We start from the raw sequence: 25466 nt of genomic DNA on the forward strand, positions 1-25466 counted from the left end.
GATCTTGGATCTTGGATTGTGGATCTTGGGTTGAACCACGCCGGATCGGAAACGCCGGATCAGACCGGCGCGGAGACGACCGTCAGCAGGTACGTCCCGTAGAAGAACGAGAGCCCGGCCAATGCGGCCACCGCTACGGCGGCGGTGCGCGGCCGGGCTTTCGCCAGTGCCAGGGCGGCCGGGACCAGCAGCGGGAAGGCCGGCAGCAGGAAGCGCGGCTTGGATCCGAAGTAGTGCGAGCCGCCCAGCGCGATGAGCACCAGCACCCCCGCGTAGACCGCCAGCGGCAGCGGGATCCGCTCCAGCAGCGCCAGCGCGAGCAGCACCAGCGCGGCGGCGGTGATCGCGACGACCATGTAGCTCATGAGCTGCTCGCGGTCGAGGATCAGATGCCGGACGTACTCCACGGAATTTCGGCCGAAATCGAACTCCGAGCCCCAGCGGCGCTGCACGTCGAAGTACCCCAGCGGCCGGCCCGTCTGCCGGCCCACCCAGCCGACGTACCCGCACCAGCCCAGCGGCGCGATCAGCACGGCCGCCCAGGCCGCCCGGTCCTGCGGCAGCCCCTCCCGGCGGCGGCGCCAGGCATCGGCGGCGACGGTGACGGCGACGGCGGCCACCACCGCGACGCCGTTCGGGCGGGCCAGCCCGGCGAGCAGCGCCAGCACCCCCGCGGCGAGCCAGCGCCGGGTGAGCAGCGCGTAGAGCGCCCAGGCGGCGCAGGCGGTCAGCAGCGGCTCGGTGTACGCCATCGTCAGCACGACGGAGTGCGGCAGCAGCCCCCACAGCAGCACCAGGGCGATCCCGGCCCGCCGGCCGTACAGCCGCTCGCCGATCGCGTGGATCCCCCAGGCGGCCAGGGCGGCCGCGCCCCAGGAGATCAGCAGGGCGGTGTTGACCGGGCCGATGGGCAGGACGGCGGAGACGGCCCTGATCAGCGCCGGGTAGAGCGGGAAGAACGCCAGATCGCTGAAGCTCATGCCCTGCGTGACGGCGGACGGGAAGAACGTCCCGTAGCCCCATTCGGCGATCCGCTCGTACCAGCGCGCGTCCCAGCTCTGCCCGAACAGACTGCGCGGATGCAGTCCGGCGTGCACCGCCCACGCCGTCACCAGCACGGCGCCGGCCAGCCGGGTGGCGGCGAAGAGGACCAGGGCGGGGGCGGCCCGGCGCAGGGAGCCGCGCCAGGCGGGGGAGCGGCCGGGCTGCGCGTCGGGTGCGGGGTGCGACCCGGTGGTTCGGGGGCTGGACGAGACCGGCTCGGCCGTGTGCACCGTACCGCTCCTTCCGTGCCCGGTCGGGGCGCCGTCGGGTCCGCCCGGCTCCGCTCGGAGCGGCGGGAATGACGGTACGACTATGCGGTGATCGTCCTGAGGAATGTGCTCCCGGGCGCACGCCGAGTCGCATTCCACCCACTTGGCGGACGCCCTTGCCCGGCGCGGGGGGCCGGGGCATTCTGGATTCGGACGGTGTCGCAATCAGGCGCCGGGAAAACATCGTTGGGCGCGGTAGCAGGGCAGCGGCTCGTCGCGGGAAGCTCGGATGGTGGATTCCCAAGTCGCTGAACTGATCCGGGTCCTGGTCCTGAGTGGTGGTCAGGGACCGCCGCGTGACTGGACCAGGCTCTGCGCCGAGGTGCTCGGGGTCGACGGGATCGCGATCTCGGTGGCCTCGGACGGCACGGAACTGCTGTGGTTCAGCGACGAGCGGAGCGCGCGGCTGGACGATCTGCAGTTCACGCTCGGCGAGGGCCCCAGTGTGGAGGCCGCCCGTGACGGGTCGCTGAACCTGGAGTCCAATCTGGAGCGCGCGTTCGGGGAGCGCTGGCCCGCCTTCGTCCCCGCCGCGGTCGACTCCGGAGTGCTCGCGGTCTTCGCCTTCCCGCTACGGCTCGGTGCGATCTGCTGCGGCGGGATGACCGGCCACCGGCGGCGGCCGGGACCGCTGGGCGAGCGGGCCGTCGCGGACGCGCTGACCATCGCCGACGCCATGGCCGTCTACCTGCTGGCGCTGGGGCCGCGCGATACGGGCCCCGCCCCTCTCGCCGCCGGGACGGGGCACCCGGGCGGCAGTGGGGGCGGGACCGGCAGGACCACCGGCGGCGGCTTCGGGAGCGGGTTCCTGACCGGGTTCGGGGACCTGCACCGGGCGGAGGTGCACCAGGCGGCCGGGATCAGCAGCGTCCGGCTGGACGTGCCGCTGCCGGATGCCCTGGTGCGGCTGCGCGCCCACGCGTACGCGTCGGACCGCCCCATCCTCGATGTCGCCCGGGACATCATCGGCAACCGCCTGCAGCTGCCGCGCGATCCCGCATCGTGAAGGACCGGGCGGGAAGGCGGCGGCGGGACGGGGCGGGACAGGGCGGGGCGCGGCGGAGCGGGATGAGGTGGGGGCGCGACGGAGCGGGACGGGACGGCGCACGGCACGGCTTCGGAACCACGTTCGGCGGCAGAAAGGCAGGCGATCATGGATCGCGAACAACGGCTGGCCGACACCTTCGTCGAGTTGGCGGACACGCTGATCGACGACTTCGACATCATCGAGTTCCTCCATCAGCTGTCCACCCGGTGCCTGGAGCTCCTGGAGGTGTCGGCCGCCGCGATCATGCTCGCGCTGCCCGGCGCCGATCTGCACCCGGCCGCCGCCTCCGACGACCGCGCCGAGCTCTCCGACCTGCTGGCGCTGAACCAGCGCGAGGGCCCCGCGCTGGACTGCTACCGCACCGGATCACCGGTCGGGCCGTTCGACGTCGCCCGTTCGACGCCGCAGTGGCCGGACTTCGCCGGCCAGGCCCGCCGCGCCGGATACGGCGTGGTCTGCGCTCTGCCCATGCGGCTGCGGCGCGAGGTGATCGGCTCGCTGCTCCTGCTGCGCGCCGGCGCGACCCCGCTGAGCAGTGCCGACGTCCGGCTGGCGCAGGCACTGGCCGACGCCGCCACGATCGGCATCCTGCACCAGCAGACGCTGCGCCGGCACGCCGACCTCAGCGCCCAGCTGCACACCGCGCTGCACAGCCGGATAGCGATCGAACAGGCCAAGGGCGTACTGGCCGCCCGCTGGGGGACCACCGTGGACGAGGCCTTCAGCGCGATGCGCCGCCATGCCCGCACCCAGCGCCGGCTGCTCAGCGATGTCGCGCACGACATCGTCAACGGCGGATTCCAGCCGGACCGCGTCGAGTAGCCCCCACCGCACACCGTCTCCCCTCACCCCGTCTCCCCCTGACACCGTCCCCCGCCGCATATCGTGAGCCTCCTGTGGTGGGCCCAGGGAAGTGGCTCGGGACGTGGCTCAGGGAAGTGGGGAACGCATGGGTGAGTGGAGTCCGGCCGCGCGGGTGCGGGGCGTCGGAACGTCGATCTTCACCGAGATGACGGAGCTGGCCAGAAGGACCGGGGCCGTCAATCTGGGGCAGGGAGTGCCGGAGCTGGCCAGCCCCGCGACGCTGCTCAAGGACGTGGCCGAGGCCGTGCTCGCGGGCAACAACCAGTACCCGCCCGCCACCGGCTTCCCGGCGCTCCGCACCGCCGTCGCCGAACACCAGCTGCGGCGCTACGGGCTCGACTACCGGCCGGACGGCGAGGTGCTGATCACCACCGGCGCCACCGAGGCCATCGCGGCGGCGCTGCTCGCGTTCTGCGACCCCGGCGACGAGGTCCTGGCCTTCGACCCCTGCTACGACGCCTATCCCGCCGCCGCCCGGCTCAGCGGTGCCACGCTGGTCGGCGTCCCGCTGGAGGCCGACGGCGACGGCTTCGTGATGAACGCCGACGCGCTGCGCGCCGCCGTGACGCCCAGAACCCGCGTCCTGGTGCTCAACACCCCGCACAACCCGATGGGGAAGGTGTTCACGGCCGCGGAACTGGACGCGATCGCCGACGTCTGCCGGGAACACTCGCTCATCGTGGTGACCGACGAGGTGTACGAGCACCTGGTCTACGACGAGACCCCGCACCGGACGATCGCGGCGCTGCCCGGCATGCGGGAGCGGACGCTGATCATCTCCTCGGCGGGCAAGACCTTCAACGTCACCGGCTGGAAGATCGGCTGGATCTGCGGACCCGCGCCGCTCGTCGCCGCCGCCGGCTCCGTCAAGCAGTTCCTCACCTACGCCTCCGGCACCCCGTACCAGGAGGCGCTGGCCCGGATGCTCGGTTCCGTCGAGGAGTGGGCGGCGGAACTGCGCGGCACCCTGCGCACCAACCGTGATCTGCTGAGCGACGGCCTCAAGCAGGCCGGGCTGCGCCCGTACCGCGCGGAGGCCGGGTACTTCCTGCAGGCGGACGTACGGCCCTGGGGCTATACGGACGGCGTCACGTTCTGCCGGGAACTGCCGGAGCGGGCAGGCGTCGTCGCCATTCCGACGTCTGCCTTCTACCAGGGGCAGGACGCCCCTTCCTGGCTGGTCCGATTTTCCTTCTGCAAGCGCGAGGAATCGGTACGCACCGCCGTCGACCAGCTGGTGCGGGCGCGCTGAGAAGTTTTCGAACCTCTGGACTTCCTCAACTCTGCTTTCGATCCGATTCGGCGGGGGCATCACCGTCGCACGAACAACATCACAGCTCAGGAAGACGGGGGGCGGGGAAGATGCGTGCATTCCTCATTGGTCTGGTCGCCGTAGTGGTCATCATCGCCATAGCGATGCAACTGCAGCGCCGGAGCCGATCGGTGAACCTGCGCAAGGGACGGGGCCGCGGACGGGGCCGGGCGGGCGCGGACGGCGCGAGCGCCACGGCGGGAGGCGGCAGCTGGTGGGCCTTCGGCGGCTCGGACGGGGGCGGCTCCGGGGGCGGCGGCCACCACGGCGGGGGCGGTCACCACTCCTGCGGCGGCGGGCATTCCTGTGGCGGCGGTTCGTCGTGTGGCGGGGGTTCGTCCTGTGGAGGAGGCGGCGGCTGCGGTAGCAGCTGATCCGTGGAATTGCATGTGGCCCATGCCCATTCGCATATGCGCCCGGTGGAACTGTCACCCGCCGGGCGCAGTTTTGGTGAACACCTGAACCGATACGCGCTCCTGGGGATGTAAAGAGCGCGAAGATGGGTAAAAAGGCTGAAGGCACCCCGCGTTTCATGATTCCGTATCTACCGGACCCCACGTGGGCACGAGCCGACGTACGTTCCCGCCAGATCCACCACCTGGTGCGGGTCGGCCCATCATCCACTGCGTGCTTGCGGAGCCGACCCATGCTCACCACTCTCCAGACCGCTTACACCGATACCCGTGCCGGAGACCTGGCCTGGTGCCTGGGCAGGGAAGCGCTCCCCGCGCTCGCCGTGCTCGACCTCCAGCTCAGCGGCGCGGACCAGCCCCCCGTGCAGGTGCAGATGCGCCTGCTCGGCGCCTCCCACCAGGTACTCATCGAATCCGAGGGCGGCGGTTGTTCGGAAACCGTCGCCTGCATCCCGGGAAGTCAGACTCCGCTCCCTTTTGGCGTCGCCAAACGGATCGGCATATGGGACTACGAATTCGCGGCACGCGTCGAGACGTTGTCGCGCGGCTCCTTCGCGGGCCGGGCGCAGGAACTGCTCGCACTGGTCGCGGATCATCCGCACGGTCTCGCGGGAACGTTTCCCGGGGATCCGCACGCGTTCACCGCGATGCTCGTCCAGCACAGCGAGGGCAGCGTCCGCTGGCGCACCTGGCACGCCTATCCCCAGGAAGGGCGGTTGGTGGCGACGAGGTCGCGCGTCAGTGCCCTTCCGTAGCCGTACGGCGGGCGGGCCGCGGGTGGAGTGCGCTTCGGTGCCGGCGCTCGGAGCGCACTTTTGCGAGCCGTGGTGGTACTCATCGCGCCCTCAAGTGACGTCAAGTGCCCTCAAAATGCACCCCTGTGGGTGACAAATGCGACCGCAAGCCTGACATAGCGTTCATTCATGATCGACCAGTCAAGCCGCCGGTCCGCCGTGCGGCTCCCCGTACCGGTCGGGCCGGCCCGTGCACTGGTCCTCGCCGCCGTCTTCGTCTGCGCCGCCTGCGGCCTGATCTACGAGCTCGAACTCGTCGCGCTCGCCTCCTACCTGGTCGGTGACTCCGTCACCCAGGCCTCCGTCATCCTGTCGGTGATGGTCTTCGCCATGGGCGTCGGCTCCCTGCTCGCCAAGCGGATACGGTGCGTCGCGGCCGTCGGCTTCGCGGGGGTGGAGGCGGCGCTCGCGCTGGTCGGCGGCCTCTCGGTGATGGCGCTGTACGCGTGCTTCGCCTGGTTCGGGATGGCGCGGCCGGCGATGATCGGCTGCGCGTTCGCCATCGGGGTGCTGATCGGCGCCGAGATCCCGCTGCTCATGACGCTGATCCAGCGGATCCGCCGGCAGGATGCCGGCGGCGCCGTCGCCGATCTGTTCGCCGCGGACTACGTCGGCGCGCTCGCCGGCGGACTCGCCTTCCCGTTCCTGCTGCTGCCGGCGTTCGGACAGCTCACCGGCGCGCTGGTCACCGGCGCGGTGAACGCGGTCGCGGGCGCCGCGATGGTGCTGTGGCTGTTCCGCAACGACCTGACCCCGAGCGCCCGCAACTGGCTGCTCGTCGCCAACCTCGGCGTGCTGACGGTGCTCGGCGGCGCCGCCTTCACGGCCGGCCCGTTCGAACAGGCCGCGCGGCGCGCGGTGTACGGCGGCGATGTGCGCGTCGCCGAACAGACCGATGTGCAGGAGATAGTCCTGACCGGAGGCTCCGGCGCCCCCGTCCAGCTCTTCTTCGACGGGCGGCTGCGGGTCTGCGGAGCCGACGAGTTCCGGTACCACGAGGCGCTGGTGCACCCGGCGATGGCCGGCCCGCACTCCCGCGTCCTCATCCTCGGCGGCGGCGACGGCCTCGCCCTGCGCGAGGTGCTCCGGTACCCGGACGTCACGTCGGTGACCGTCGTCGACCTGGACGGCGAGCTCGTGCGGCTCGCCCGCACGGACGCCGACCTCGTCGCGCTCAACCGGCACGCCTACGCCGATCCGCGGGTCCGCACCGTCACCGCCGACGCCTTCGACTGGCTCCGGGCCGGCCGCCCGGGGCCGTACGACGTGATCCTCGCCGATCTGCCCGACCCCGGGATCTCGCGCAGCGCGAAGCTGTACTCCGAGGAGTTCTACGGCCTGGCGGGCCGCGCGCTGGCCCGGGACGGACGGCTCGCCGTCCATGCCGGCTCGCCGAGCTCGGCCCGGCACACCTACTGGACGATCGACGCGACGCTGCGGGCCACCGGGCTGCGCACCGTGCCGTATCTCACCGGCGGGCGGGACTGCGGGCCACCGTCGGGACCCGACCGCTGGTCCGGCAGGACCGGTGACGGGCCCACCGACTGGGGCTTCGTGCTGGCGTCGCGCGAGCGGCCCGAGCTGCGGCTCGCCCCGGACGCGCCACCGCTGCGCTCACTGACCCCGGCGGCCCTGCGGTCACTGCGCGAGGCCGCCTGGGCCTCCCGCGAGAGCGGACTCGCGCCTTCCACACTGATGCGGCCACGGGTGGGCGGCTGAGTGGGGTGGCGACCCGGCTCCGCGCCTGCTGCCGGGTCCGCTGCCGGGTCCGCTTCCGGGTCCGGTTCCGGTCCGGCTCGCAGGCCTGGCTCGGGCCTGTGTCCGGTCCGGCCGGTGCGACCCGGTGACCTGGGCGGCCGACGGTCGGTAGGCTCCCCGCATGGAGCATGAGGTGTTCGTTCCGGTCCTGGCGGAAACCATTCGGCAGGCACTCGCCGACCCGGCCCGCGTCGCCGCGAGCCTGCCCGGCTGGCAGCCCGACCCCGGCGGGGACGTTCTCACCGGCCGGCTGCGCGTGCGGGCCGGCGGTTCGACGATCACCTACCGCGGCTCGCTCCGCGTCACCGAGCGCGACGGCGGGTTCTCCGTCGAGGGCGAAGGTGCGGAGGCGCGCGGCACCGGCACCGTGAAGTTCTCGCTCGGAGTGCTCGTCGAGGAGGCCGACCAGGCCGTTCCCGGCACGATGCTGTCCTTCACCGGCACCGCGACCGCGGACGGGCGGCTCGGTACGTTCGACGGCCCCGCCCGCGAGACCGCGGCCCGCCGGCTGCTCGACCGCTTCACCGCGGAACTGACGGCCGGGCTCCCCGGACTGCCCGAGGAACCCGATGTCGTCGACGGCCTCGACGGTGCCGACGAGGGCGGGGAGCCGGACCCGGCCGAGGAGATCGCGCTGGTCGAGGTGGACCTGAACGAGGTCGAGGTGGAGGTCCCGGAGACCGCGGCCGAGCTCGACGACCTCGAACCCCCGGCCGAGGCGGCCCACGCCCGCCGCACGATGATCGGCCGCAGCGCGGAGGAGGTCGACCACGCTCCGCCCCGCGGCCGTTACGCCCCCGCGCCCTCCGCGGCGACCACCTCCACCACCGCCACCCTCCGCTGGGCCGCACCCGCCGCCGCGGTCCTGGTGGCCTCCGCGGTCGTCGTGGGCCGGGTGCTGCGCCGCCGCCGGTAGGTGGGTGCTGAGCACACATGATCGAGGGTCAGGCCCTACGCTCATAGGGTGACGACTGGGAAGAAACTGACGGCGGGCGACGCCGAACTGACCGTGGTGCCGCAGGACGGCTGCCGGATCGCCTCGCTGACGGTCGGAGGGACCGAACTGCTGCGCCAGGGCGACCGGTACGGCTCGTTCATCATGGTGCCGTGGTGCGGCAGGACCGAGAACGGCCGGTTCCGCAACGGCGGGATCGTGCACCAACTGCCGGTGGACGCAGCTCCGCACGCGATCCACGGCACGGGCCGGCACACCGCGTGGCACGACGGTCCGCCCGGAACGGACTCGGCGGCTTCCTACTACTTCGACCTGGCCGACCCGTGGCCGTATCCGGGCCGCGTCACGCAGACCTTCGAGCTGGGCGAGAACGAGCTGCGGATGACCCTGGCGGTGGAGGCGTCCGCCGACTCCTTCCCGGCGCAGGCCGGCTGGCACCCCTGGTTCCTGCGGAACCTCGGACAGGGCGGCCGCGACGCCGAGATCGACTTCAGCCCGGAGTGGCAGGAGGAGCGCGGCGACGACCATCTGCCGACGGGCAAGCGGACCGAGCCGAAGCCCGGACCGTGGGACGACTGCTTCGGGATGCCGGACGGAGTGGACGTGTCGCTGACCTGGCCCGGCGAGCTGCGGGTACGGGTGACCAGCCCGGCCGAATGGGTCGTGGTCTACGACGAGCAGCCCGAGGCCGTGTGCGTCGAGCCGCAGTCCGGGCCGCCGAACGGCCTCAACACGCTGCCGCGCCTCGTCACCCCGATCGATCCGCTGGAGATCACGACGGTCTGGTCCTGGGAGCGGCTGGGCTGATTCCGCCCGAGCCGATCGCGGCGGCTAATCTCGACGCTATGAGTGACGTGCGCGAGGCCCTGCTGCAGCAGATCAAGGACAAGGCCGTGGTCCACGGCAAGGTGACCCTCTCCTCCGGGCTGGAGGCCGACTTCTACGTCGACCTCCGCCGGATCACCCTGGACGGCGAGGCGGCGCCGCTGACCGGCCAGGTGATGCTCGATCTGACCAAGGACCTCGACTTCGACGCCGTCGGCGGGCTGACGCTCGGCGCCGACCCGGTGGCCGGCTCGATGCTGCACGCGGCCGCCGCCCGCGGCCGCCGGCTCGACGCCTTCGTCGTCCGCAAGGCGACCAAGGCGCACGGTATGCAGCGCCGGATCGAGGGCACCGAGGTCAAGGGCCGACGCGTCCTGGTCGTCGAGGACACCTCGACCACCGGTGGCTCCCCGCTGACCGCCGTCGAAGCGGTGCGTGAGGCCGGCGGCGAGGTCGTGGCCGTCGCCGTCATCGTGGAGCGCGGCGCCGCCCCGGCGATCGAGGCGGCCGGGCTGCCGTATCTCGCCGCCTACTCGCTGGCCGACCTCGACCTCGGCTGAGTCACGGCTGAGTCTCGTTCCTGCGCTTGCTCAGCGGCGGGAAGGGCCTTCTGACCTGCGGATCCACCGGCCCCCTGAACGTTCCACGTGGAACGTTCAGGGGGCCTTCGCATGCGAGGTGTGCACCGAGGTGGTGTTCCAGCGGCTCTCTGGGAGGATGGTGCCGACAAAGACGTCGTACCGCAGTATCAGGACCCGCACATCACGAGGAGCGGACAAATGCCCATCGCAACCCCCGAGGTCTACAACGAGATGCTCGACCGGGCGAAGGCAGGCAAGTTCGCCTACCCGGCCATCAACGTGACCTCGTCGCAGACGCTGCACGCCGCGCTGCGCGGCCTGGCCGAGGCGGAGAGCGACGGCATCATCCAGATCTCCACCGGTGGCGCGGAGTTCCTGGGCGGCCAGTACAGCAAGGACATGGTCACCGGCGCGGTGGCGCTGGCGGAGTTCGCGCACATCGTGGCCGAGAAGTACCCGGTCACCGTCGCGCTGCACACCGACCACTGCCCGAAGGACAAGCTGGACGCGTACGTCCGTCCGCTGCTGAAGATCTCGCAGGACCGTGTCGCCGCGGGCCGTCTGCCGCTCTTCCAGTCCCACATGTGGGACGGCTCGGCGGAGAACCTCAACGATAACCTCGCCATCGCGCAGGAGCTGCTCGCCCAGGCCGTCAGGGCCAACATCATCCTCGAGGTGGAGATCACCCCGACCGGTGGCGAGGAGGACGGTGTCTCGCACGAGATCAACGACTCCCTCTACACCACCCCGGACGACGCGTTCCGTACCGTCGAGGCCCTCGGCCTGGGCGAGAAGGGCCGCTACCTGCTGGCCGCGTCCTTCGGAAACGTGCACGGCGTCTACAAGCCGGGCAACGTCGTCCTGCGCCCGGAGATCCTCAAGGAGCTCCAGGTCGCGGTCGCCGAGAAGCACGGCAAGGCCAACGCCTTCGACTTCGTCTTCCACGGCGGTTCCGGCTCGACGATCGAGGAGATCAACGAGGCCCTGGAGAACGGCGTCGTCAAGATGAACATCGACACCGACCTGCAGTACGCCTTCACCCGCCCGGTCGCGGACCACATGTTCCGTAACTACGACGGTGTGCTGAAGGTCGACGGCGAGGTCGGCAACAAGAAGGTCTACGACCCCCGCGTCTGGGGCAAGTCCGCCGAGGCCGGCATGGCCGCGCGCGTCGTCGTCGCCGCCGAGAACCTGCGCTCCGCGGGCAACAAGATCAAGTAATTCGCGGCGCCACTGCGGAGTGCCGCTCCGTGGCACGACCGCGCAGTACCGCTCCGCACGCAGCCCCCCGGGTCCGCCGTTCCGGCCCGGGGGGCTGCGCGCTGTCCGGGACAGGGCAGACTGGAACGCATGGCCATTCACAAAGACCTTCTCGGGGGTCCGCCCCCGACCCATCTGCCCGACGACCCGGAGCCGCGCGAGCTGCTCGCCTCCGGGGCGGCGCCCTCCGAGGTAGCCGCGAAGTACCCCGCCTCCTCTCTGGCCTGGGCCCAGCTCGCCGACGACGCCTTCGAAGGGGGCCGGGTCGTCGAGTCGTACGCCTACGCGCGCACCGGCTACCACCGCGGCCTCGACGCGCTGCGCCGGGCCGGCTGGAAGGGCCACGGCCCGGTGCCGTTCGAGCACGAGCCGAACCGCGGCTTCCTGCGCGCGCTGCACGCCCTCGCCCGCGCCGCGCAGGCGATCGGCGAGCAGGAGGAGTACGAGCGCTGCTCGTCCTTCCTCCGCGACAGCTCGCCGACCGCGGCGGACACCCTCAGCTGACGGAACCGGCGACGGGATCTCCGGCGGCACCAGTGGTGCGACGCGTGAGGGAACTCGCGTACGTCACCCACGTATTGGGCTGATGCCGCCTTCTCCCGTCCGGTCGCCGATTGCCCCCGAATTGCAGCAGAAGCTGACAAAAATTCATGCGGTTTGGCGTTGGACCGAACCCATGTGTGATTGTGAGCGTCATTGTCTGTGAGCACCGTGGGAGCAGTCGGCGGCCGGGGAGGCCGCCACTCCGGTGGCGCCTTCAGGGGGAGCTTTGACCCATCACGCACCGGTGGCCGGCGGCGACCGACAGCGAGGCCCCAGCCGTCGGGGGAGCCGGAGCCAGGCCGCGCGCCGGCGTCGGCGCGCCCAACGGCGTGTGCGGTTGCTGCTGACCTTCACCGTGCTGGCCTTGCTGGTCGGCGGTGTCGCCGCGTGGTGGAGCGGTGGTTCCGACGACGTCGCGGACGCGTCGGCCCCGACCGCGGCACCCGCCGCGTCCTCCCCGGTCGCCACCGCGTCGAAGGACGTGTCCCCGAGCGCTGCCGCCAAGAGCCCCAAGGCATCCACGTCGCCCAGCGTGACGAAGGGCGGCGGCAAGTCGACGTCCGTACCGAAGTCCGGCCCCGGCACCTTCAAGGCGGGCAAGGGCAAGGGCGACGGCTCAACGGTCGGCAAGGGCCTCATCCGTACGTACCGGGTCCAGGTCGAGGACGGCATCCTGGTCTCCGCCGACCAGGCGGCGGACGAGGTGGCGGCGATCCTCGCCGACCCCCGCAGCTGGGCCCATGACGGCAAGCACGGCTTCCGCCAGGTGTCGTCCGGCAGCGCCGACCTGGTCATCAAGATAGCCACGCCCGACACCGCCGACGCGCTCTGCCTGGCCGCCATCCACCTGGACACCGGCAACGAGCTGAACTGCGAGGTCCCCGGCGGTGTGGTGGTGAACCTCCGGCGGTGGATCCTGGGCTCCCCGACGTTCACCGGTCCCATCTCCGACTACCGCGCCCTGATCATCAACCATGAGGTCGGGCACAGCCTCGGCCACGGCCACGAGGGCTGCCCCGGCCCCGGCAAGCTCGCGCCCGCGATGATGCAGCAGATCAAGGGCCTCGACGGCTGTAAACCGAACGCCTGGCCGTACGACTCCCAGGGGCGCTACATCAGCGGCCCGCACGTGACCTGAGGCCCTTGCCGAATCACCGCACTCGACAGATGATCTCGGCGTGGCCCGGCGACCCCGGGCCGAGATCCTGAAGGGAACGGAAATGTCCGAAACACCGGCCGAGAGTCCGGAGACCCCGAACCTCGACTTCCAGGGCACCACCCCTTACGAGGACTACGTCCAGGCGGATGTCCTCACCCACCTTCAGCACAGCCTCTCCGACGACCCCGGCGAGATGGTCTTCCTCGTCACCACCCAGGTCATGGAGCTGTGGTTCACCGTCCTCGTCCACGAGTGGCACACCGCGGGGCAGGCGCTCCGCGAGGACGACATCCCGACGGCGATGGCGGCGCTCAAGCGCAGCACCTACGAACTCGAATCGCTCAACGCCTCCTGGAAGCCGCTCGCGCACCTCACCCCCGGGCAGTTCAACGCCTACCGCAGCGCGCTGGGCGAGGGCTCCGGATTCCAGTCCGCGATGTACCGGCGGATGGAGTTCCTGCTCGGCGAGAAGTCGGCGTCCATGCTCGTCCCGCACCGCGGCTCGCCGCGGGTGCACGCCGAGCTGGAGAAGGCCCTGCACGAGCCGAGCCTCTACGACGAGGTGCTCGGCCTGCTGCAGCGGCGCGGCCACGACATCCCCGCCGAACTCCTCGAACGCGACCTCTCGCTGCGCTACGAGCCCGACCCGGCCGTCGAGCGGGCCTGGCAGCGGATCTACTCCGCCGCCGAGGCCACTCCCGGGGCCACTCCCGGGGCCGGCGCGGCCTCCGCCGGTGACGCCGATCTGCTGCGGCTGGGCGAGGCGCTGACCGAGGTCGCCGAGCTGGTCTGGCGCTGGCGCAACGACCATCTGGTGGCGACCCGCCGCGCGATGGGTTCCAAGACGGGCACCGGCGGCTCCGCGGGCGTGGCGTGGCTGGAGAAACGTGCCACCAAGAACGTCTTCCCCGAGCTGTGGACGGCGCGCAGCCATGTCTGACGCCTCGCTGCGGGAGAAGGCCGGGCGGCTCGACGCCGCCGACGGGCTCGCGAAGATCCGCGACCGGTTCACCCTCGACGAGACCGTCTATCTGGACGGCAACTCCCTGGGCGCCCTCCCCACCACGGTCGCGCCCCGGCTGCGGGACGTGATCGAGCGCGAATGGGGCAGTCTGCGCATCCGCTCCTGGGACGAGAGCGGCTGGTGGACCGCACCCGAACGGATCGGCGACCGTATCGGCGCGCTGATCGGCGCGGCCCCCGGCCAGGTCGTGGCCGGCGACTCCACCAGCGTCAACGTCTTCAAGGCGGTCGTGGCGGCCGTCCGGATGGCCGGGGAGGACCGCACCGAGATCCTCGTGGACGCAGCGACCTTCCCGACCGACGGCTACCTCGCCGAGTCCGCGGCCCGGATGACCGGCCGTACCGTCCGGCCCGTCGCGGCCGGGGCGATGGCGGACGCCATGGGCGACCGCACCGCCGTCGCGCTCGTCAACCACGTCGACTACCGCACCGGGCGGCTGCACGACCTGCCCGGTACGACGGCCGCCGCGCACGCCGCGGGCGCCCTGGTCGTCTGGGACCTGTGCCACAGCGCGGGCGCGCTGCCGGTCGGTCTCGACGCGCACGGGGTGGACCTCGCCGTCGGCTGCTCGTACAAGTACCTCAACGGCGGCCCCGGCGCGCCCGCGTACCTGTACGTCCGCCGCGATCTGCAGTCCCGTTTCGACTCGCCGCTGCCGGGCTGGAACTCGCACGCCGATCCCTTCGGCATGAGCTCCGACTACCTTCCCGCGGATGGCGCCGTCCGCGGCCGCGTCGGCACGCCCGACATCCTGTCGCTGCTCGCCCTCGACGCCGCGCTCGACGTCTGGGACGGCGTCGCCGTCGCCGACGTACGGGCCAAGAGCCTGGCGCTGACCGACTTCTTCCTCGACTGCGTCGAGCGGTACGTGCCGGCCGGCCGGGTCTCGTCGATCACGCCGGCCCCGCACGAACACCGTGGCAGCCAGGTCGCGCTGCGCTGCGACGACGCCGGCGAGGTCATGCGCCGGCTGACCGCCCGCGGTGTCGTGGGCGACTACCGGCGCCCCGACGTCCTGCGCTTCGGCTTCACCCCGCTCTACACGCGGTTCGCCGACGCGGAACGCGCCGCGCAGGTGCTCGCCGACGTGCTCCGCGAGGTCGACGAGGAGGCCGGTGCGAAGCCCGGCGCGGAGGTCGTGGAAGCTGGCGGCGAAGCCGGCGCGCCGTCCGGCCACGACGCCGGTGAAGGGAACCGATAACCGATGCCCGCCTCCACGCCCGAGCACGCCGCCCACCGCGCGCCGGCCCCGGCCGGCCCCGGCCCGGCGGACGCCGCCGCGAAGCGTGCGGAGGCGGAGGAGGCATCGGCCTTCGCGCACGCGGCCGTCCCCCCGGACGTGACCGCGGCCTACGGTGAACTGCCCGACCAGATCGCCGACTTCTACCGGCCGCGTACCGCGCCCGGTGTCCCCGCGCCGCTCGTCGTGGTGCTGCACGGCGGTGCCTGGCGCGCACGCTACGACCGCCGGCACATCTCGCCGTTCGCCGCGTACCTCGCCGGCCGCGGCTTCGCCGTGGCGTCGGTGGAATACCGCCGCGGCGGCGAGGAGCCGCCGTCCGGCGGCGACGGCAGCGCCTACCCGCGCGAGGAGACCCCGCCGGCGGGCCGTTGGCCGGACACGCTCGACGACATCGCCGCCGCCGTCGACGCCCTGCCCGCGCTCGCGGTGCGGGCGCTGGGCGCGGACACCGTGGACCCCCGGCGGGTCGTGCTCACCGGGCACAGCGCCGGCGGGCACCTGGCGCTGTGGGCCGCCGCCCGCAACGCCCTTCCGCTCGATTCCCCCTGGCATCGCCCCTCGCCTCCCCCGTTGCGCGGTGTCGTCGCCCTCGCGCCGATCGCGGACTTCGCGTCCGCGATCCGGCTGGGGGTGTGCTCCGACGCCGTCGTGCAGTTCCTCGGCGGGCCCGAGCACGTCACGGCGCGGCTGCCCCACGCCGATCCCGCCGCGCTGCTGCCCACCGGTATCGCCACAACCATCGTGCAGGGGACCACTGACAATGAGGTTCCGCCGCAGGTCGCGAGGGCTTTCGCGGCAGCCGCGGCCCTGGCGGGCGAGGAGGTCACCGAGGCGGTGCTGGACGGCATCGGGCACTTCCCGCTGATCGACCCGGCTGCCGCCGCCTGCGCCGTCGTCGCCGAGGAGATAGCGCAACTCGCCTGGTAGCGGGCGGCGCCGGCGACCGTCCGTGCCGCCTTCCGGCGGAGCCGTGTAGTCCTTGAGACGGATGCCGGGAGATCGGCTCCGGTGTGGACGACGCGCCGCCGTGAGCTGCCTAGTGTGTGAGCGTGACCGACACCGACCAGACCACTTCGCGGACCGAGCTCCGGATAGCCCGGAGCGCTCTGAAGGGGCTGCGTGACGACCTGGTCACCGACGCCTTCGCCTTCCGCCCGCTGCCGCCCCGCTCCACCGACGGCCCGGTCGTACACCGTCTCCCCGACCGGCTCCGCGACTCCGCGCGCCTGCTGCCGCACGCCTGTCTGGCCGCCTTCGCCTGCTTCCTCATGCTGGTGGGCTTCGAGTTCGAGAGCGAGCGGGGCGGAGCGGCACTGGCCGCCGCGCTCCTCACCGGGATCCCGCTCTTCACCGTGCTGTTCCGCCCGGTCGGCGGCTGGTGGCTGTCCTTCGGGGCCGCCTTTCTCAGCGGCGCCGCGGCCGGCCAGTTCTCGGTGTGGCCGTGGTCGGCCACCGGATTCGTCTCGCACCTGGTGGTGATGGCCGTCGTCGCGGGCCGCACCCGGCCCCGGGTCGCGGCGGAGATGTGGCTGCTGACGGTGCTTCTCGGCGCCGGGTTCGCGTTCACGACGCCCGGCCGGGAGTCGGACACCTTCGCCATGGCGTTCGTGTCGTTCCTCGTCCTGCTCACCGTGGTGCTGATCAGGGGCTGGCGCGAGACGCAGGCGAAGGTCGTCGAGCAGGTCGCGGTCACCCAGGTGGAGCGCTCGCGCCGCACCGTCCTGGAGGAGCGCACGACGATCGCCCGCGAACTGCACGATGTCGTCGCGCACCACATGTCCGTCATCGCGATCCAGGCCGAGGCCGCGCCCTACCGCGTCGACGACCCGCCGGCCGAACTGACCCGCAGCTTCGCGATCATCCGGGAGAACGCGGTGGCCGCCCTCACCGAGCTGCGCCGCGTCCTGGGCGTCGTGCGGGCCGACAACCCCGAGGCGTTCGCCGGCGGTGCCCCCGAGGCCCCGCAGCCCACCCTCGCCAACCTCGACTCGCTGCTGGCCAACGTCAGGGACACGGGCGCGGACGTCGACAAGGTGGTGACCGGCGCCGTCCGGACGCTTCCGCAGGGCGTGGAGCTCTCCGCGTACCGGATCGTCCAGGAGGGGCTCAGCAACGCGCTGCGGCACGCTCCGGGCGCCGCCACCCGCGTCGAGATCGGCTACGTCCTCGGCGGCCTCGGCCTGCGCGTGGTCAACGGCCCGGCCACCGAGGAGGTCAGGCCGTCCCACGGCGCGGGTCACGGGGTGCTGGGCATGCGGGAGCGGGTGTCGATGCTGGGCGGCGAGATGACGGCGGAACCCACCGCCGAAGGCGGCTACGAGGTGACGGCCTTCATCCCGGTGGCCGCCGAGCCGAAGCCGGAGCCGAAACCGGAAGGGGACCCCGGAGCGAAGCGGGAACCCGAACCGAACCCGCAACGGAAGCCCTGGCCCATGGTCAAGTCCACCGGGGACCCCGCATGACGATCCGGGTGCTGATCGTCGACGACCAGATGATGGTCCGGGAGGGCTTCTCGGTCCTGCTCAACGCGCAGCAGGACATCGAGGTCGTGGGGGAGGCGGTGGACGGCCGGGAGGCCATCGCCCAGGTGGCCGCGCTCCGTCCCGACGTCGTCCTCATGGACATCCGGATGCCCGAGGTCAACGGGCTGGAGGCGACCCGCGAGATCGTCGCGGCCGACGCCGACGCCAAGGTCCTCGTCCTGACCACCTTCGATCTGGACGAGTACGTCTACCAGGCGCTCCGCGCCGGAGCCAGCGGCTTCCTGCTCAAGGACGCCTCGGCGCGGCAGCTGGGCGACGCCGTACGGATCGTTGCCGCCGGTGAGGCGCTGCTCGCCCCGGCCGTCACCAAGCGGCTGATCGCCGAGTTCTCCCGGCTCGGTACGCCCAGGCCGCCGGCCCAGGACCGGGTCGGCGATCTGACCGACCGCGAGACGGAGGTCCTCGTGCTGGTCGCCCAGGGCCTGTCGAACGCCGAGATCGCCTCGCACCTCGTCGTCGCCGAGTCCACCGTCAAGACCCACGTCAGCCGGGTCCTGGTGAAGCTCGGGCTCCGGGACCGCACCCAGGCGGCGGTCTTCGCCTACGAGGCCCGTCTGGTGACCCCGGGAGGCTGACCGGCCGGAACGGACGCCTCCGGGGGCCGGGGGCCCGCAGAAGGCGGTCCAGGCGCCCTCTGGACGCACCGAAGGCCCCGCCCGGTGAGGGGCGGGGCCTTCGGCAGGTGGTTCGGTCAGCGGCTGCGCTTGGCGAGCCGCTCCACGTCGAGCAGGATCACCGCGCGCGCCTCCAGACGGAGCCAGCCACGGCCGGCGAAGTCGGCGAGCGCCTTGTTGACGGTCTCGCGCGAGGCGCCGACGAGCTGCGCCAGCTCCTCCTGCGTGAGGTCGTGCACCACGTGGATGCCCTCTTCGGACTGCACGCCGAACCGGCGCGACAGGTCGAGGAGCGCTTTGGCCACCCGGCCGGGCACGTCCGAGAAGACCAGGTCCGACATGACGTCGTTGGTACGCCGCAGCCGTCGCGCGACGGCGCGCAGCAGCGCGGTCGCGACCTCGGGCCGGGCGTTCAGCCAGGGCTGCAGGTCACCGTGGCCCAGGGCCAGGAGCTTGAGCTCCGTCAGTGCCGTGGCCGTGGCGGTCCGGGGGCCGGGGTCGAAGAGCGACAGCTCGCCGATCAGCTCGCCGGGGCCGATGACGGCGAGCATGTTCTCGCGGCCGTCGGGGGAGGTGCGGTGCAGCTTCACCTTGCCCTCGGTGACGACGTAGAGCCGGTCCCCGGGGTCTCCCTCGTGGAACAGCGCGTCGCCACGCGCGAGCGTGACCTCGGTCATCGAGGCGCGCAGTTCAGCGGCCTGCTCATCGTCGAGCGCCGCAAAAAGCGCCGCGCGCCGCAGAACGTCGTCCACGAGCTCTCTCCTTGTCGACATCGCCGGATGATCCCCGTGATGCCCGCTGGCAAAACAGTGCGATCAATCACAAGTCTGTCTTATGTATCGCCGTGCACGTGCCCCGGGGGTCCGATTGGGGGTCGGTTCCTTGTGGTCAAGGGCAGATGTCAGTGCCGAGCCTTAGGCTGGCCGGGTGTCTGATACGCCGAGTTCGCAGAAGAAACGGCAGGGTGGGACGGCCAAGCGGGTGACCCGGACCCCTGATTCCGCTGTGAGCGAACAAGCTTCGCTCAAGCCCGCCAAAAAACCGGAATCACGCATCGCCCTGGTCCGCCGGGCGCGGCGGATCAACCGTGAGCTCGCCGAGCTCTACCCGTACGCCCATCCGGAACTCGACTTCGAGAACCCGTTCCAGCTCCTCGTCGCGACGGTCCTGTCCGCGCAGACCACCGACCTGCGCGTGAACCAGACGACCCCCGCCCTCTTCGCCGCCTACCCGACACCGGAGGACCTGGCGGCGGCCGAACCGGAGCGGCTCGAGGAGCTGATCCGGCCGACCGGCTTCTTCCGCGCCAAGGCCAAGTCGCTGCTGGGCCTGTCGACGGCGCTGCGCGACCGGTTCGACGGCGAGGTGCCGAGCCGGCTGGAGGACCTGGTCACGCTGCCGGGAGTGGGCCGCAAGACGGCGAACGTCGTCCTGGGGAACGCGTTCGGAGTCCCCGGGATCACCGTCGACACCCACTTCGGCCGGTTGTCCCGCCGCTTCGGCTGGACCACCTCCGAGGATCCGGAGAAGGTCGAGCAGGAGGTCGGCTCGCTCTTCCCGAAGAGCGAGTGGACGATGCTCTCGCACCGGGTGGTCTTCCACGGCCGCCGTACCTGCCACTCCCGCAAGCCGGCTTGCGGCGCCTGCCCGATCGCCCCGCTCTGCCCGTCGTACGGTGAGGGCGAGACCGACCCGGAGAAGGCGAAGAAGCTTCTGAAGTACGAGCTGGGCGGTGCCCCCGGCCAGCGCCTGCAGCCACCGCCCGACTATCCGGGCGACCCGGCTCCGGCGCTGGGCGCCCCGGCGGCCACCGCGGCCATGACGCAGGGGAGCGAATGACGACGACACGTGGCGGCGAGGCGGCCGTATCGACCCAGGGGCTGCCCCAGTGGCTGCAGCCGGTGGCCCGCGCGGCGGGCGATGTGCTCCCCGAGCAGCTCAGCCGGTTTCTGCCGCCCGAGTCCGGCCGGGGCCGGCAGTCCGCAGTGCTGATCCTCTTCGGTGAGGGCGAGCACGGCCGCGACCTGCTGCTGATGGAGCGCGCGACGTCGCTGCGGTCGCACGCGGGCCAGCCGTCGTTCCCCGGCGGCGCCCTCGACCCCGAGGACGGCGATCCCGAGGGCGACGGCCCGCTGCGCGCGGCCCTGCGCGAGGCGGAGGAGGAGACCGGCCTGGACCCGTCGGGCGTGCAGATCTTCGGCGTGCTGCCGCGGCTCTACATCCCGGTCAGTGAGTTCGTCGTCACACCCGTGCTCGGCTGGTGGCGCACTCCCAGCCCGGTCGGCGCGGTGGACCAGGCCGAGACCGCCCGGGTCTTCCGGGTCCCCGTCGCGGACCTCGCCGACCCCGCCAATCGGGCGACGATGACCCATCCCAGCGGTTTCCGCGGCCCGGCGTTCCTCGTCGAGGGCGCGGTGGTGTGGGGATTCACAGCCGGTCTGATCGACAAGATTCTGCACTTCGCGGGCTGGGAGCAGCCCTGGGACCGGGGCAGGACGGTGCCGCTCTCATAGAACGGCATGAGACCGTGTGCTCGTGCTGTGTCTTCCTGGGGGGCAGCCCCGGGAACCCCGGCCGTTGCCCCGGTCGAGCTGGACCGTCCTCGCGAGGTCAACCTAGATGAACGTGCTGGACTTGTTGCTGTTGCTCGCGGCCGCGTGGTTCGCGGTCGTCGGCTACCGCCAGGGATTCGTCGTCGGCGTCATGTCGGTGATCGGGTTCCTGGGCGGCGGCCTGGCAGCGGTCTACCTGCTGCCCATGATCTGGGACAAGGTCACCGACGACTCCTCGCCGGGGTCCGTGGCGGTGGTGATCGCCGTGGTCGTGGTGATCGTCTGCGCCTCGGTCGGCCAGGCGTTCACCACCCATCTGGGCAACAAGCTGCGCACCCAGATCACGTGGTCACCGGCCCGCGCGCTGGACGCGGGCGGCGGCGCGCTGGTTAACGTCGCCGCGATGCTGCTCGTCGCCTGGCTGATCGGCTCCGCGCTGGCCACCACGGCGCTGCCGACCATAGGCCGTGAGGTGCGCTCCTCGAAGGTCCTGCTCGGCGTCTCCCGGGTCATCCCGCAGCAGGCCGACAACTGGTTCACCGACTTCAGCTCCACGCTCGCGCAGAACGGCCTCCCGCAGGTCTTCAGCCCGTTCGGCAGCGAACCGATCACCTCGGTGCCCGCGCCCGATCCCAGGCTCGCGAGCAGCGCGGTCGTCAACGACGCCCGTCGGAGCATCGTGAAGGTCGTCGGGACCGCGCCCAGCTGCGGCAAGGTGCTGGAGGGCACCGGCTTCGTCTTCGCCAGGGACCGGGTGATGACCAACGCCCACGTCGTCGGCGGGGTCAGCGAGCCCACCGTGCAGATCGGCGGCGAGGGCCGGCTCTACGACGCCCGCGTCGTCCTCTACGACTGGCAGCGCGACATCGCCGTCCTGGAGGTGCCGTCCCTCAACGCACCCGTGCTGAACTTCACCGCGGGCGACGCGCACAGCCGCGACGACGCGATCGTGGCGGGCTTCCCGGAGAACGGCGGCTTCGACGTCCGTGCGGCCCGGGTACGCGGCCGCATCCAGGCGAACGGCCCGGACATCTACCACCGGGGCACCGTGCACCGCGACGTCTACTCGCTGTTCACGAAGGTGCGCCAGGGCAACTCCGGCGGCCCGCTGCTGACCCCGGACGGCAGGGTGGCAGGCGTCATCTTCGCCAAGTCCCTCGACGACGCCGACACCGGCTACGCACTGACCGCGGACGAGATCCGCGACGACATCACCGCGGGCCGCACGGCGGACCGCCAGGTCGACAGCCAGGGCTGCGCGCTCTAGAAGGTCTTCCAAGGTCCCTGCGGGCCGTTCGGGATCGGCCGAACGGCCCCTGAGGCCCTGTCCGGGTCCCTGAGGCCCTGTCCGGCGCTAGTCGCTACGGGGGTGCCGCAGGCGCGCGCCCACCCAGCGGGCGCGCCGCCGGAGAATGCGGGGAATACCGATCTGATGCTCCCCCTCGGGGAGTACGGCCACAGGCGTCGCGCGGTTGACAGCTGCGACGAGATTGCGGCGGGTGCGTGATACATCACGGTAGTCGTGCGTCCAACCCATACCGAGCTACGTGCCCGCGCCCCAAGGTCGGTAATCGTGCGGCGGTCGGCCAATTGGCGTATGCGTCCGGCATTTGGCTGATCGTCAGACAGTCGTACCGGACTGTCCACCCGTCTGACGTCCCGTCCGGCGGCCGATTCTTCAGGGTGACTAGCGGTCCGGCTCGGGGTCCTTCAGCCAGTTGATCAGCTCGGTCGAGAACGCGACCGGGTCCTCCTCGTGCGGGAAGTGCCCCAGCCCGTCGAAGAGCCGCCAGCGGTACGGCGCCTCCACGTACTCACCGCTGCCCGCGGCGCTGCGGGTGCGCATCGCGGAGTCCAGCGAGCCGTGCAGATGCAGGGTCGGGACCCGCACCGGACGCTTCATGCGCCGGTTGAACTGGATGCCGTCGGGGCGGGCCATCGAGCGGACCATCCAGCGATACGGCTCGACGGCGCAGTGCGCCGTCGAGGGAATCTGCATCGCCTGCCGGTAGACGTCGACCGTCTCCTCGTCCGGCAGCAGCGGTCCTGACCAGTCCCGGATCAGCCGTCCGACCATCGCGGAGTCGTCCGCGATCAGCTGCCGCTCCGGCAGCCATGGCCGCTGGAAGCCCCAGATGTAGGAGCCGGCCGCGCTCTGCTTCATGTCGGTGAGCATCGCCGTGCGCCAGCGCCGGGGGTGCGGCATCGAGCACACCGCCAGCCGGCGCACCAGCTTCGGGCGCATCACCGCCGCGGTCCAGGCGAGGTAGCCGCCGATGTCATGGCCGACCAGCGCGGCGTCCGGCTCGCCGAGCGAGCGGATCACCCCGGTCACGTCCAGCGCCAGGTTCGCGGGGTCGTAGCCGCGCGGCGTACGGTCGCTGCCGCCGACCCCGCGCAGGTCCATCGCGACCGCGCGGAAACCCGCGCCGGCGAGCGCCGTCAGCTGGTGCCGCCAGCTCCACCAGAACTGCGGGAAGCCGTGCAGCAGCAGCACCAGCGGGCCGTCGCCGGCCTCGGCGATGTGGAAGCGCGCGCCGTTCGCGGCGACATCCCGGTGAGTCCAGGGTCCGTCGAGCCGTGCAACCGAGGAATTACCAGCGACCGTCATGAAGCTGAGCGTGTCACACCTTGAGGTCGTCGGTGGTCCTGGACTCCAGGGGGCGCGGATGCGGCTTGACGCTCTGGAGTACGGCTGCCGTCTGCTTGGCCGAGGCGATGCTGCGCTCCGGCTTCTTCACCTTCTTGAACTTCGCCCGCGCGAACACCCCGAGGATCAGGGCGATCAGCACGTACGCGCCGCCGACGATCAGGAACGACCAGGCCAGACCCAGCCCGAGGGCGTGGATGCCGTAGGCCGCCGCCATGCTGAACATCGGCAGGGCGAAGAACGCCAGGGTGACGGCGCCCACGATCGCGCCGCTGCCGAGGCCGACCCGCTTGACGTCCTCACGCAGTTCCGCTTTGGCGAGGGCGATCTCGTCATGCACCAGGGCGGACATCTCCGCCGTGGCGGAGGCGAACAGCTGTCCGAGACTGCGGCTCGCGCCCTCGGCCTGCTCCACTGCGCTCATCGCATCCTCCGTCGGTATCCGTCATGCCCGGCTACCAGGTGGTAGGGACTGTTACCCACAGATCATGCCTCAGTCCCCGTCACCCGCGCCTCTGACCCGGGCCAGTTCGGCGAGCCTGCGGTGCTCGACGGCCTTCCGTTCGAGGATCTCGGCCATCCGCAGGTGGTACTCCGGCTTGTCCTGCTCGTAGATGTCCGGGATGCCGTCCCCGTCCTCGTCGCGCTCCTCCTCCTCGCACATCGCCCGGTACTTGTTGTTGCGGAGCTTGAGCAGGATGCCCGCGATGACGGCCGCGATCAGGGACCCGATCAGGACGGCCGCCTTCACCTCGTCGGCCAGCACCGGGTCCTCGTCGAAGGCGAGTTCGCCGATCAGCAGCGACACGGTGAAACCGATCCCGGCCAGTGAGGCGACGGCGAGCACATCGGGCCAGCGGAGCTCCGGGTTGAGCTCCGCCCGGGTGAACCGGGCCGCGAGCCACGTGCCGCCGAACACGCCCAGGGTCTTGCCGGCCACCAGGCCGAGCACCACGCCGAGCGTCTCGGGCTGGGAGAAGACATCGGTGAGCGCGCTGCCGGAGACGGCGACACCTGCCGAGAAGAGGGCGAACAGCGGCACCGCCAGGCCGGCGGAGACGGGGCGCACCAGGTGCTCGACGTGCTCGCCCGGAGAGTGCTCCTCGCCCTCCCGGCGGGTACAGCGCAGCATCAGGCCCATGGCGACGCCCGCGATCGTGGCGTGCACGCCGCTGTTGTACATCAGCCCCCAGATGACCAGGGCGAGCGGCAGGTAGATGTACCAGCCGCGCACTTCCTTGCGGAGCAACAGCCAGAAGACCAGCAGGCCGAGCACAGCGCAGCCGAGGGCCACGAAGTTGATCGACGAGGTGAAGAAGACCGCGATGATCAGGATCGCGAAGAGGTCGTCGACGACGGCGAGCGTCAGCAGGAAGGCGCGCAGCGCGGACGGCAGCGAGGTGCCGATGACCGCGAGCACGGCCAGCGCGAAGGCGATGTCGGTGGCGGTCGGGACCGCCCAGCCGTCGAGCGCGCCGCCGCCGACGGTGTTGACCACCACGTAGACGAGCGCGGGTACGGCCATGCCGCAGACGGCGGCGATGACCGGGAGCGCCGCGGCGGACGGCGTCCGCAGCTCACCGGCGACCAGCTCGCGCTTGAGCTCGATCCCGGCGACGAAGAAGAAGACGGCGAGCAGCCCGTCGGCCGCCCAGTGCTGCACCGACAGGTCCAGCCCCAGGGAGGACGGGCCGAAGTGGAATTCCCTGACCGTCTCGTAGGTGTGGTGCGCCGGGGTGTTGGCCCAGATCAGCGCGGCGACGGCGGCGATGAGCAACAGGATGCCGCCCACGGTCTCGGCGCGCAGTGCGTCGGCGACGAAGGTCCGCTCGGGGAGGGACAGCCGGCCGAGGAGGACGGAACGGCGGGTGGGCGCGGTCGCGGGCTGGTCGGTCGCGGGTCGCTCGGTCACAGGTCGAAGACCTCCGGTCGGTCGGTCATCCACTGGACATGGCTGACTCCGTTGCCGACCAGACTTCCCGGCGCACCTTGTGTACTGACGCGTTCCTGACGCG

24 protein-coding genes are annotated in these 25466 nt (G+C 71.8%); 19 read left to right on the forward strand and 5 right to left on the reverse strand.

The annotated features are described in order from the left end of the window. Nucleotides 1–59: 59 nt before the first annotated feature. Nucleotides 60–1274 carry a putative hexosyltransferase gene (locus C6N31_RS07740; RefSeq protein ID WP_198357294.1) on the reverse strand — a complete coding sequence of 405 codons (1215 nt, stop codon included), beginning with the start codon at nt 1272–1274 and terminating at the stop codon, nt 60–62. Between the two features lie 268 nt (nt 1275–1542). Between C6N31_RS07740 and C6N31_RS07745 the strand changes: the two genes are divergently transcribed. The 16 genes from C6N31_RS07745 to C6N31_RS07820 all read left to right on the forward strand — a co-directional run bounded on the left by C6N31_RS07745 (nt 1543) and on the right by C6N31_RS07820 (nt 18210). Continuing rightward, nucleotides 1543–2319, forward strand: a complete 777-nt coding sequence (locus C6N31_RS07745) for an ANTAR domain-containing protein (RefSeq protein WP_138357057.1) — start codon at nt 1543–1545, stop codon at nt 2317–2319. 147 nt (nt 2320–2466) lie between these two features. Further along, nucleotides 2467–3183, forward strand: coding sequence for a GAF and ANTAR domain-containing protein (locus C6N31_RS07750; RefSeq protein WP_138357058.1), 717 nt, complete (start codon nt 2467–2469; stop codon nt 3181–3183). Between the two features lie 127 nt (nt 3184–3310). Next, the gene (locus tag C6N31_RS07755; RefSeq protein WP_138357059.1) at nt 3311–4477 is read left to right on the forward strand and encodes an aminotransferase class I/II-fold pyridoxal phosphate-dependent enzyme; all 1167 of its coding nucleotides are present in this window, start codon (nt 3311–3313) and stop codon (nt 4475–4477) included. Nucleotides 4478–5183: 706 nt separating this feature from the next. Then, nucleotides 5184–5705, forward strand: coding sequence for a DUF2617 family protein (locus tag C6N31_RS07760; RefSeq protein ID WP_138357060.1), 522 nt, complete (start codon nt 5184–5186; stop codon nt 5703–5705). A gap of 168 nt (nt 5706–5873) precedes the next feature. Further along, nucleotides 5874–7463 carry a polyamine aminopropyltransferase gene (locus C6N31_RS07765; RefSeq protein ID WP_138357061.1) on the forward strand — a complete coding sequence of 530 codons (1590 nt, stop codon included), beginning with the start codon at nt 5874–5876 and terminating at the stop codon, nt 7461–7463. A gap of 160 nt (nt 7464–7623) precedes the next feature. Next, complete coding sequence (locus C6N31_RS07770) at nt 7624–8418, forward strand: SRPBCC family protein (protein WP_138357062.1); 795 nt, start codon at nt 7624–7626, stop codon at nt 8416–8418. A gap of 48 nt (nt 8419–8466) precedes the next feature. Beyond that, nucleotides 8467–9264: an aldose epimerase family protein gene (locus C6N31_RS07775; RefSeq protein WP_138357063.1), complete on the forward strand. Its 798-nt coding sequence runs from the start codon at nt 8467–8469 to the stop codon at nt 9262–9264. 38 nt (nt 9265–9302) lie between these two features. After that, nucleotides 9303–9842 carry an orotate phosphoribosyltransferase gene (gene pyrE / locus C6N31_RS07780; protein ID WP_138357064.1) on the forward strand — a complete coding sequence of 180 codons (540 nt, stop codon included), beginning with the start codon at nt 9303–9305 and terminating at the stop codon, nt 9840–9842. A gap of 219 nt (nt 9843–10061) precedes the next feature. Then, nucleotides 10062–11084: a class II fructose-bisphosphate aldolase gene (gene fbaA / locus C6N31_RS07785; RefSeq protein WP_138357065.1), complete on the forward strand. Its 1023-nt coding sequence runs from the start codon at nt 10062–10064 to the stop codon at nt 11082–11084. Between the two features lie 129 nt (nt 11085–11213). After that, on the forward strand, nt 11214–11627 hold the full coding sequence (locus C6N31_RS07790; protein WP_138357066.1) for a DUF3151 domain-containing protein: 414 nt from the start codon (nt 11214–11216) through the stop codon (nt 11625–11627). A gap of 370 nt (nt 11628–11997) precedes the next feature. Then, on the forward strand, nt 11998–12804 hold the full coding sequence (locus tag C6N31_RS07795; protein ID WP_244809322.1) for a DUF3152 domain-containing protein: 807 nt from the start codon (nt 11998–12000) through the stop codon (nt 12802–12804). An 82-nt stretch (nt 12805–12886) separates the two neighbouring features. Then, nucleotides 12887–13765, forward strand: coding sequence for a tryptophan 2,3-dioxygenase family protein (locus C6N31_RS07800; RefSeq protein ID WP_198357295.1), 879 nt, complete (start codon nt 12887–12889; stop codon nt 13763–13765). Further along, complete coding sequence (gene kynU / locus C6N31_RS07805; RefSeq protein ID WP_138357068.1) at nt 13758–15050, forward strand: kynureninase; 1293 nt, start codon at nt 13758–13760, stop codon at nt 15048–15050. The genes C6N31_RS07800 and kynU overlap by 8 nt, the downstream gene beginning before the upstream one ends. Nucleotides 15051–15053: 3 nt before the next feature. Further along, nucleotides 15054–16019 carry an alpha/beta hydrolase gene (locus C6N31_RS07810; protein ID WP_138357069.1) on the forward strand — a complete coding sequence of 322 codons (966 nt, stop codon included), beginning with the start codon at nt 15054–15056 and terminating at the stop codon, nt 16017–16019. A gap of 122 nt (nt 16020–16141) precedes the next feature. Beyond that, nucleotides 16142–17554 (forward strand): histidine kinase, encoded by a 1413-nt coding sequence (locus C6N31_RS07815; RefSeq protein ID WP_198357296.1) that lies wholly within the window; start codon nt 16142–16144, stop codon nt 17552–17554. Continuing rightward, nucleotides 17551–18210 (forward strand): response regulator, encoded by a 660-nt coding sequence (locus tag C6N31_RS07820; protein WP_138357071.1) that lies wholly within the window; start codon nt 17551–17553, stop codon nt 18208–18210. The genes C6N31_RS07815 and C6N31_RS07820 overlap by 4 nt, the downstream gene beginning before the upstream one ends. A gap of 116 nt (nt 18211–18326) precedes the next feature. Here C6N31_RS07820 and C6N31_RS07825 read toward each other — a convergent pair whose 3' ends face one another. Further along, entirely contained in the window at nt 18327–19001 is a 675-nt protein-coding gene (locus C6N31_RS07825; protein WP_138357072.1) for a Crp/Fnr family transcriptional regulator, read from the reverse strand. Nucleotides 19002–19254: 253 nt separating this feature from the next. Between C6N31_RS07825 and nth the strand changes: the two genes are divergently transcribed. The 3 genes from nth to C6N31_RS07840 all read left to right on the forward strand — a co-directional run bounded on the left by nth (nt 19255) and on the right by C6N31_RS07840 (nt 22068). Continuing rightward, nucleotides 19255–20088, forward strand: coding sequence for an endonuclease III (gene nth / locus C6N31_RS07830; protein WP_244809324.1), 834 nt, complete (start codon nt 19255–19257; stop codon nt 20086–20088). Beyond that, nucleotides 20085–20762, forward strand: a complete 678-nt coding sequence (locus C6N31_RS07835; RefSeq protein ID WP_138357074.1) for an NUDIX hydrolase — start codon at nt 20085–20087, stop codon at nt 20760–20762. Before nth ends, C6N31_RS07835 begins: the two co-directional genes overlap by 4 nt. Nucleotides 20763–20868: 106 nt before the next feature. Continuing rightward, nucleotides 20869–22068: a MarP family serine protease gene (locus tag C6N31_RS07840; protein WP_138357075.1), complete on the forward strand. Its 1200-nt coding sequence runs from the start codon at nt 20869–20871 to the stop codon at nt 22066–22068. A 420-nt stretch (nt 22069–22488) separates the two neighbouring features. Here C6N31_RS07840 and C6N31_RS07845 read toward each other — a convergent pair whose 3' ends face one another. The 3 genes from C6N31_RS07845 to nhaA form a co-directional block, all read right to left on the reverse strand. After that, the gene (locus C6N31_RS07845; RefSeq protein ID WP_198357297.1) at nt 22489–23412 is read right to left on the reverse strand and encodes an alpha/beta fold hydrolase; all 924 of its coding nucleotides are present in this window, start codon (nt 23410–23412) and stop codon (nt 22489–22491) included. Between the two features lie 13 nt (nt 23413–23425). Beyond that, the gene (locus C6N31_RS07850) at nt 23426–23875 is read right to left on the reverse strand and encodes a phage holin family protein (RefSeq protein WP_138357078.1); all 450 of its coding nucleotides are present in this window, start codon (nt 23873–23875) and stop codon (nt 23426–23428) included. 69 nt (nt 23876–23944) lie between these two features. Continuing rightward, on the reverse strand, nt 23945–25363 hold the full coding sequence (nhaA, locus tag C6N31_RS07855; RefSeq protein WP_138357079.1) for a Na+/H+ antiporter NhaA: 1419 nt from the start codon (nt 25361–25363) through the stop codon (nt 23945–23947). Nucleotides 25364–25466: the final 103 nt, after the last annotated feature.

This window comes from Streptomyces fildesensis (assembly GCF_016107395.1).
In the GTDB taxonomy this organism is placed as follows: Bacteria; Actinomycetota; Actinomycetes; order Streptomycetales; family Streptomycetaceae; genus Actinacidiphila; species Actinacidiphila fildesensis.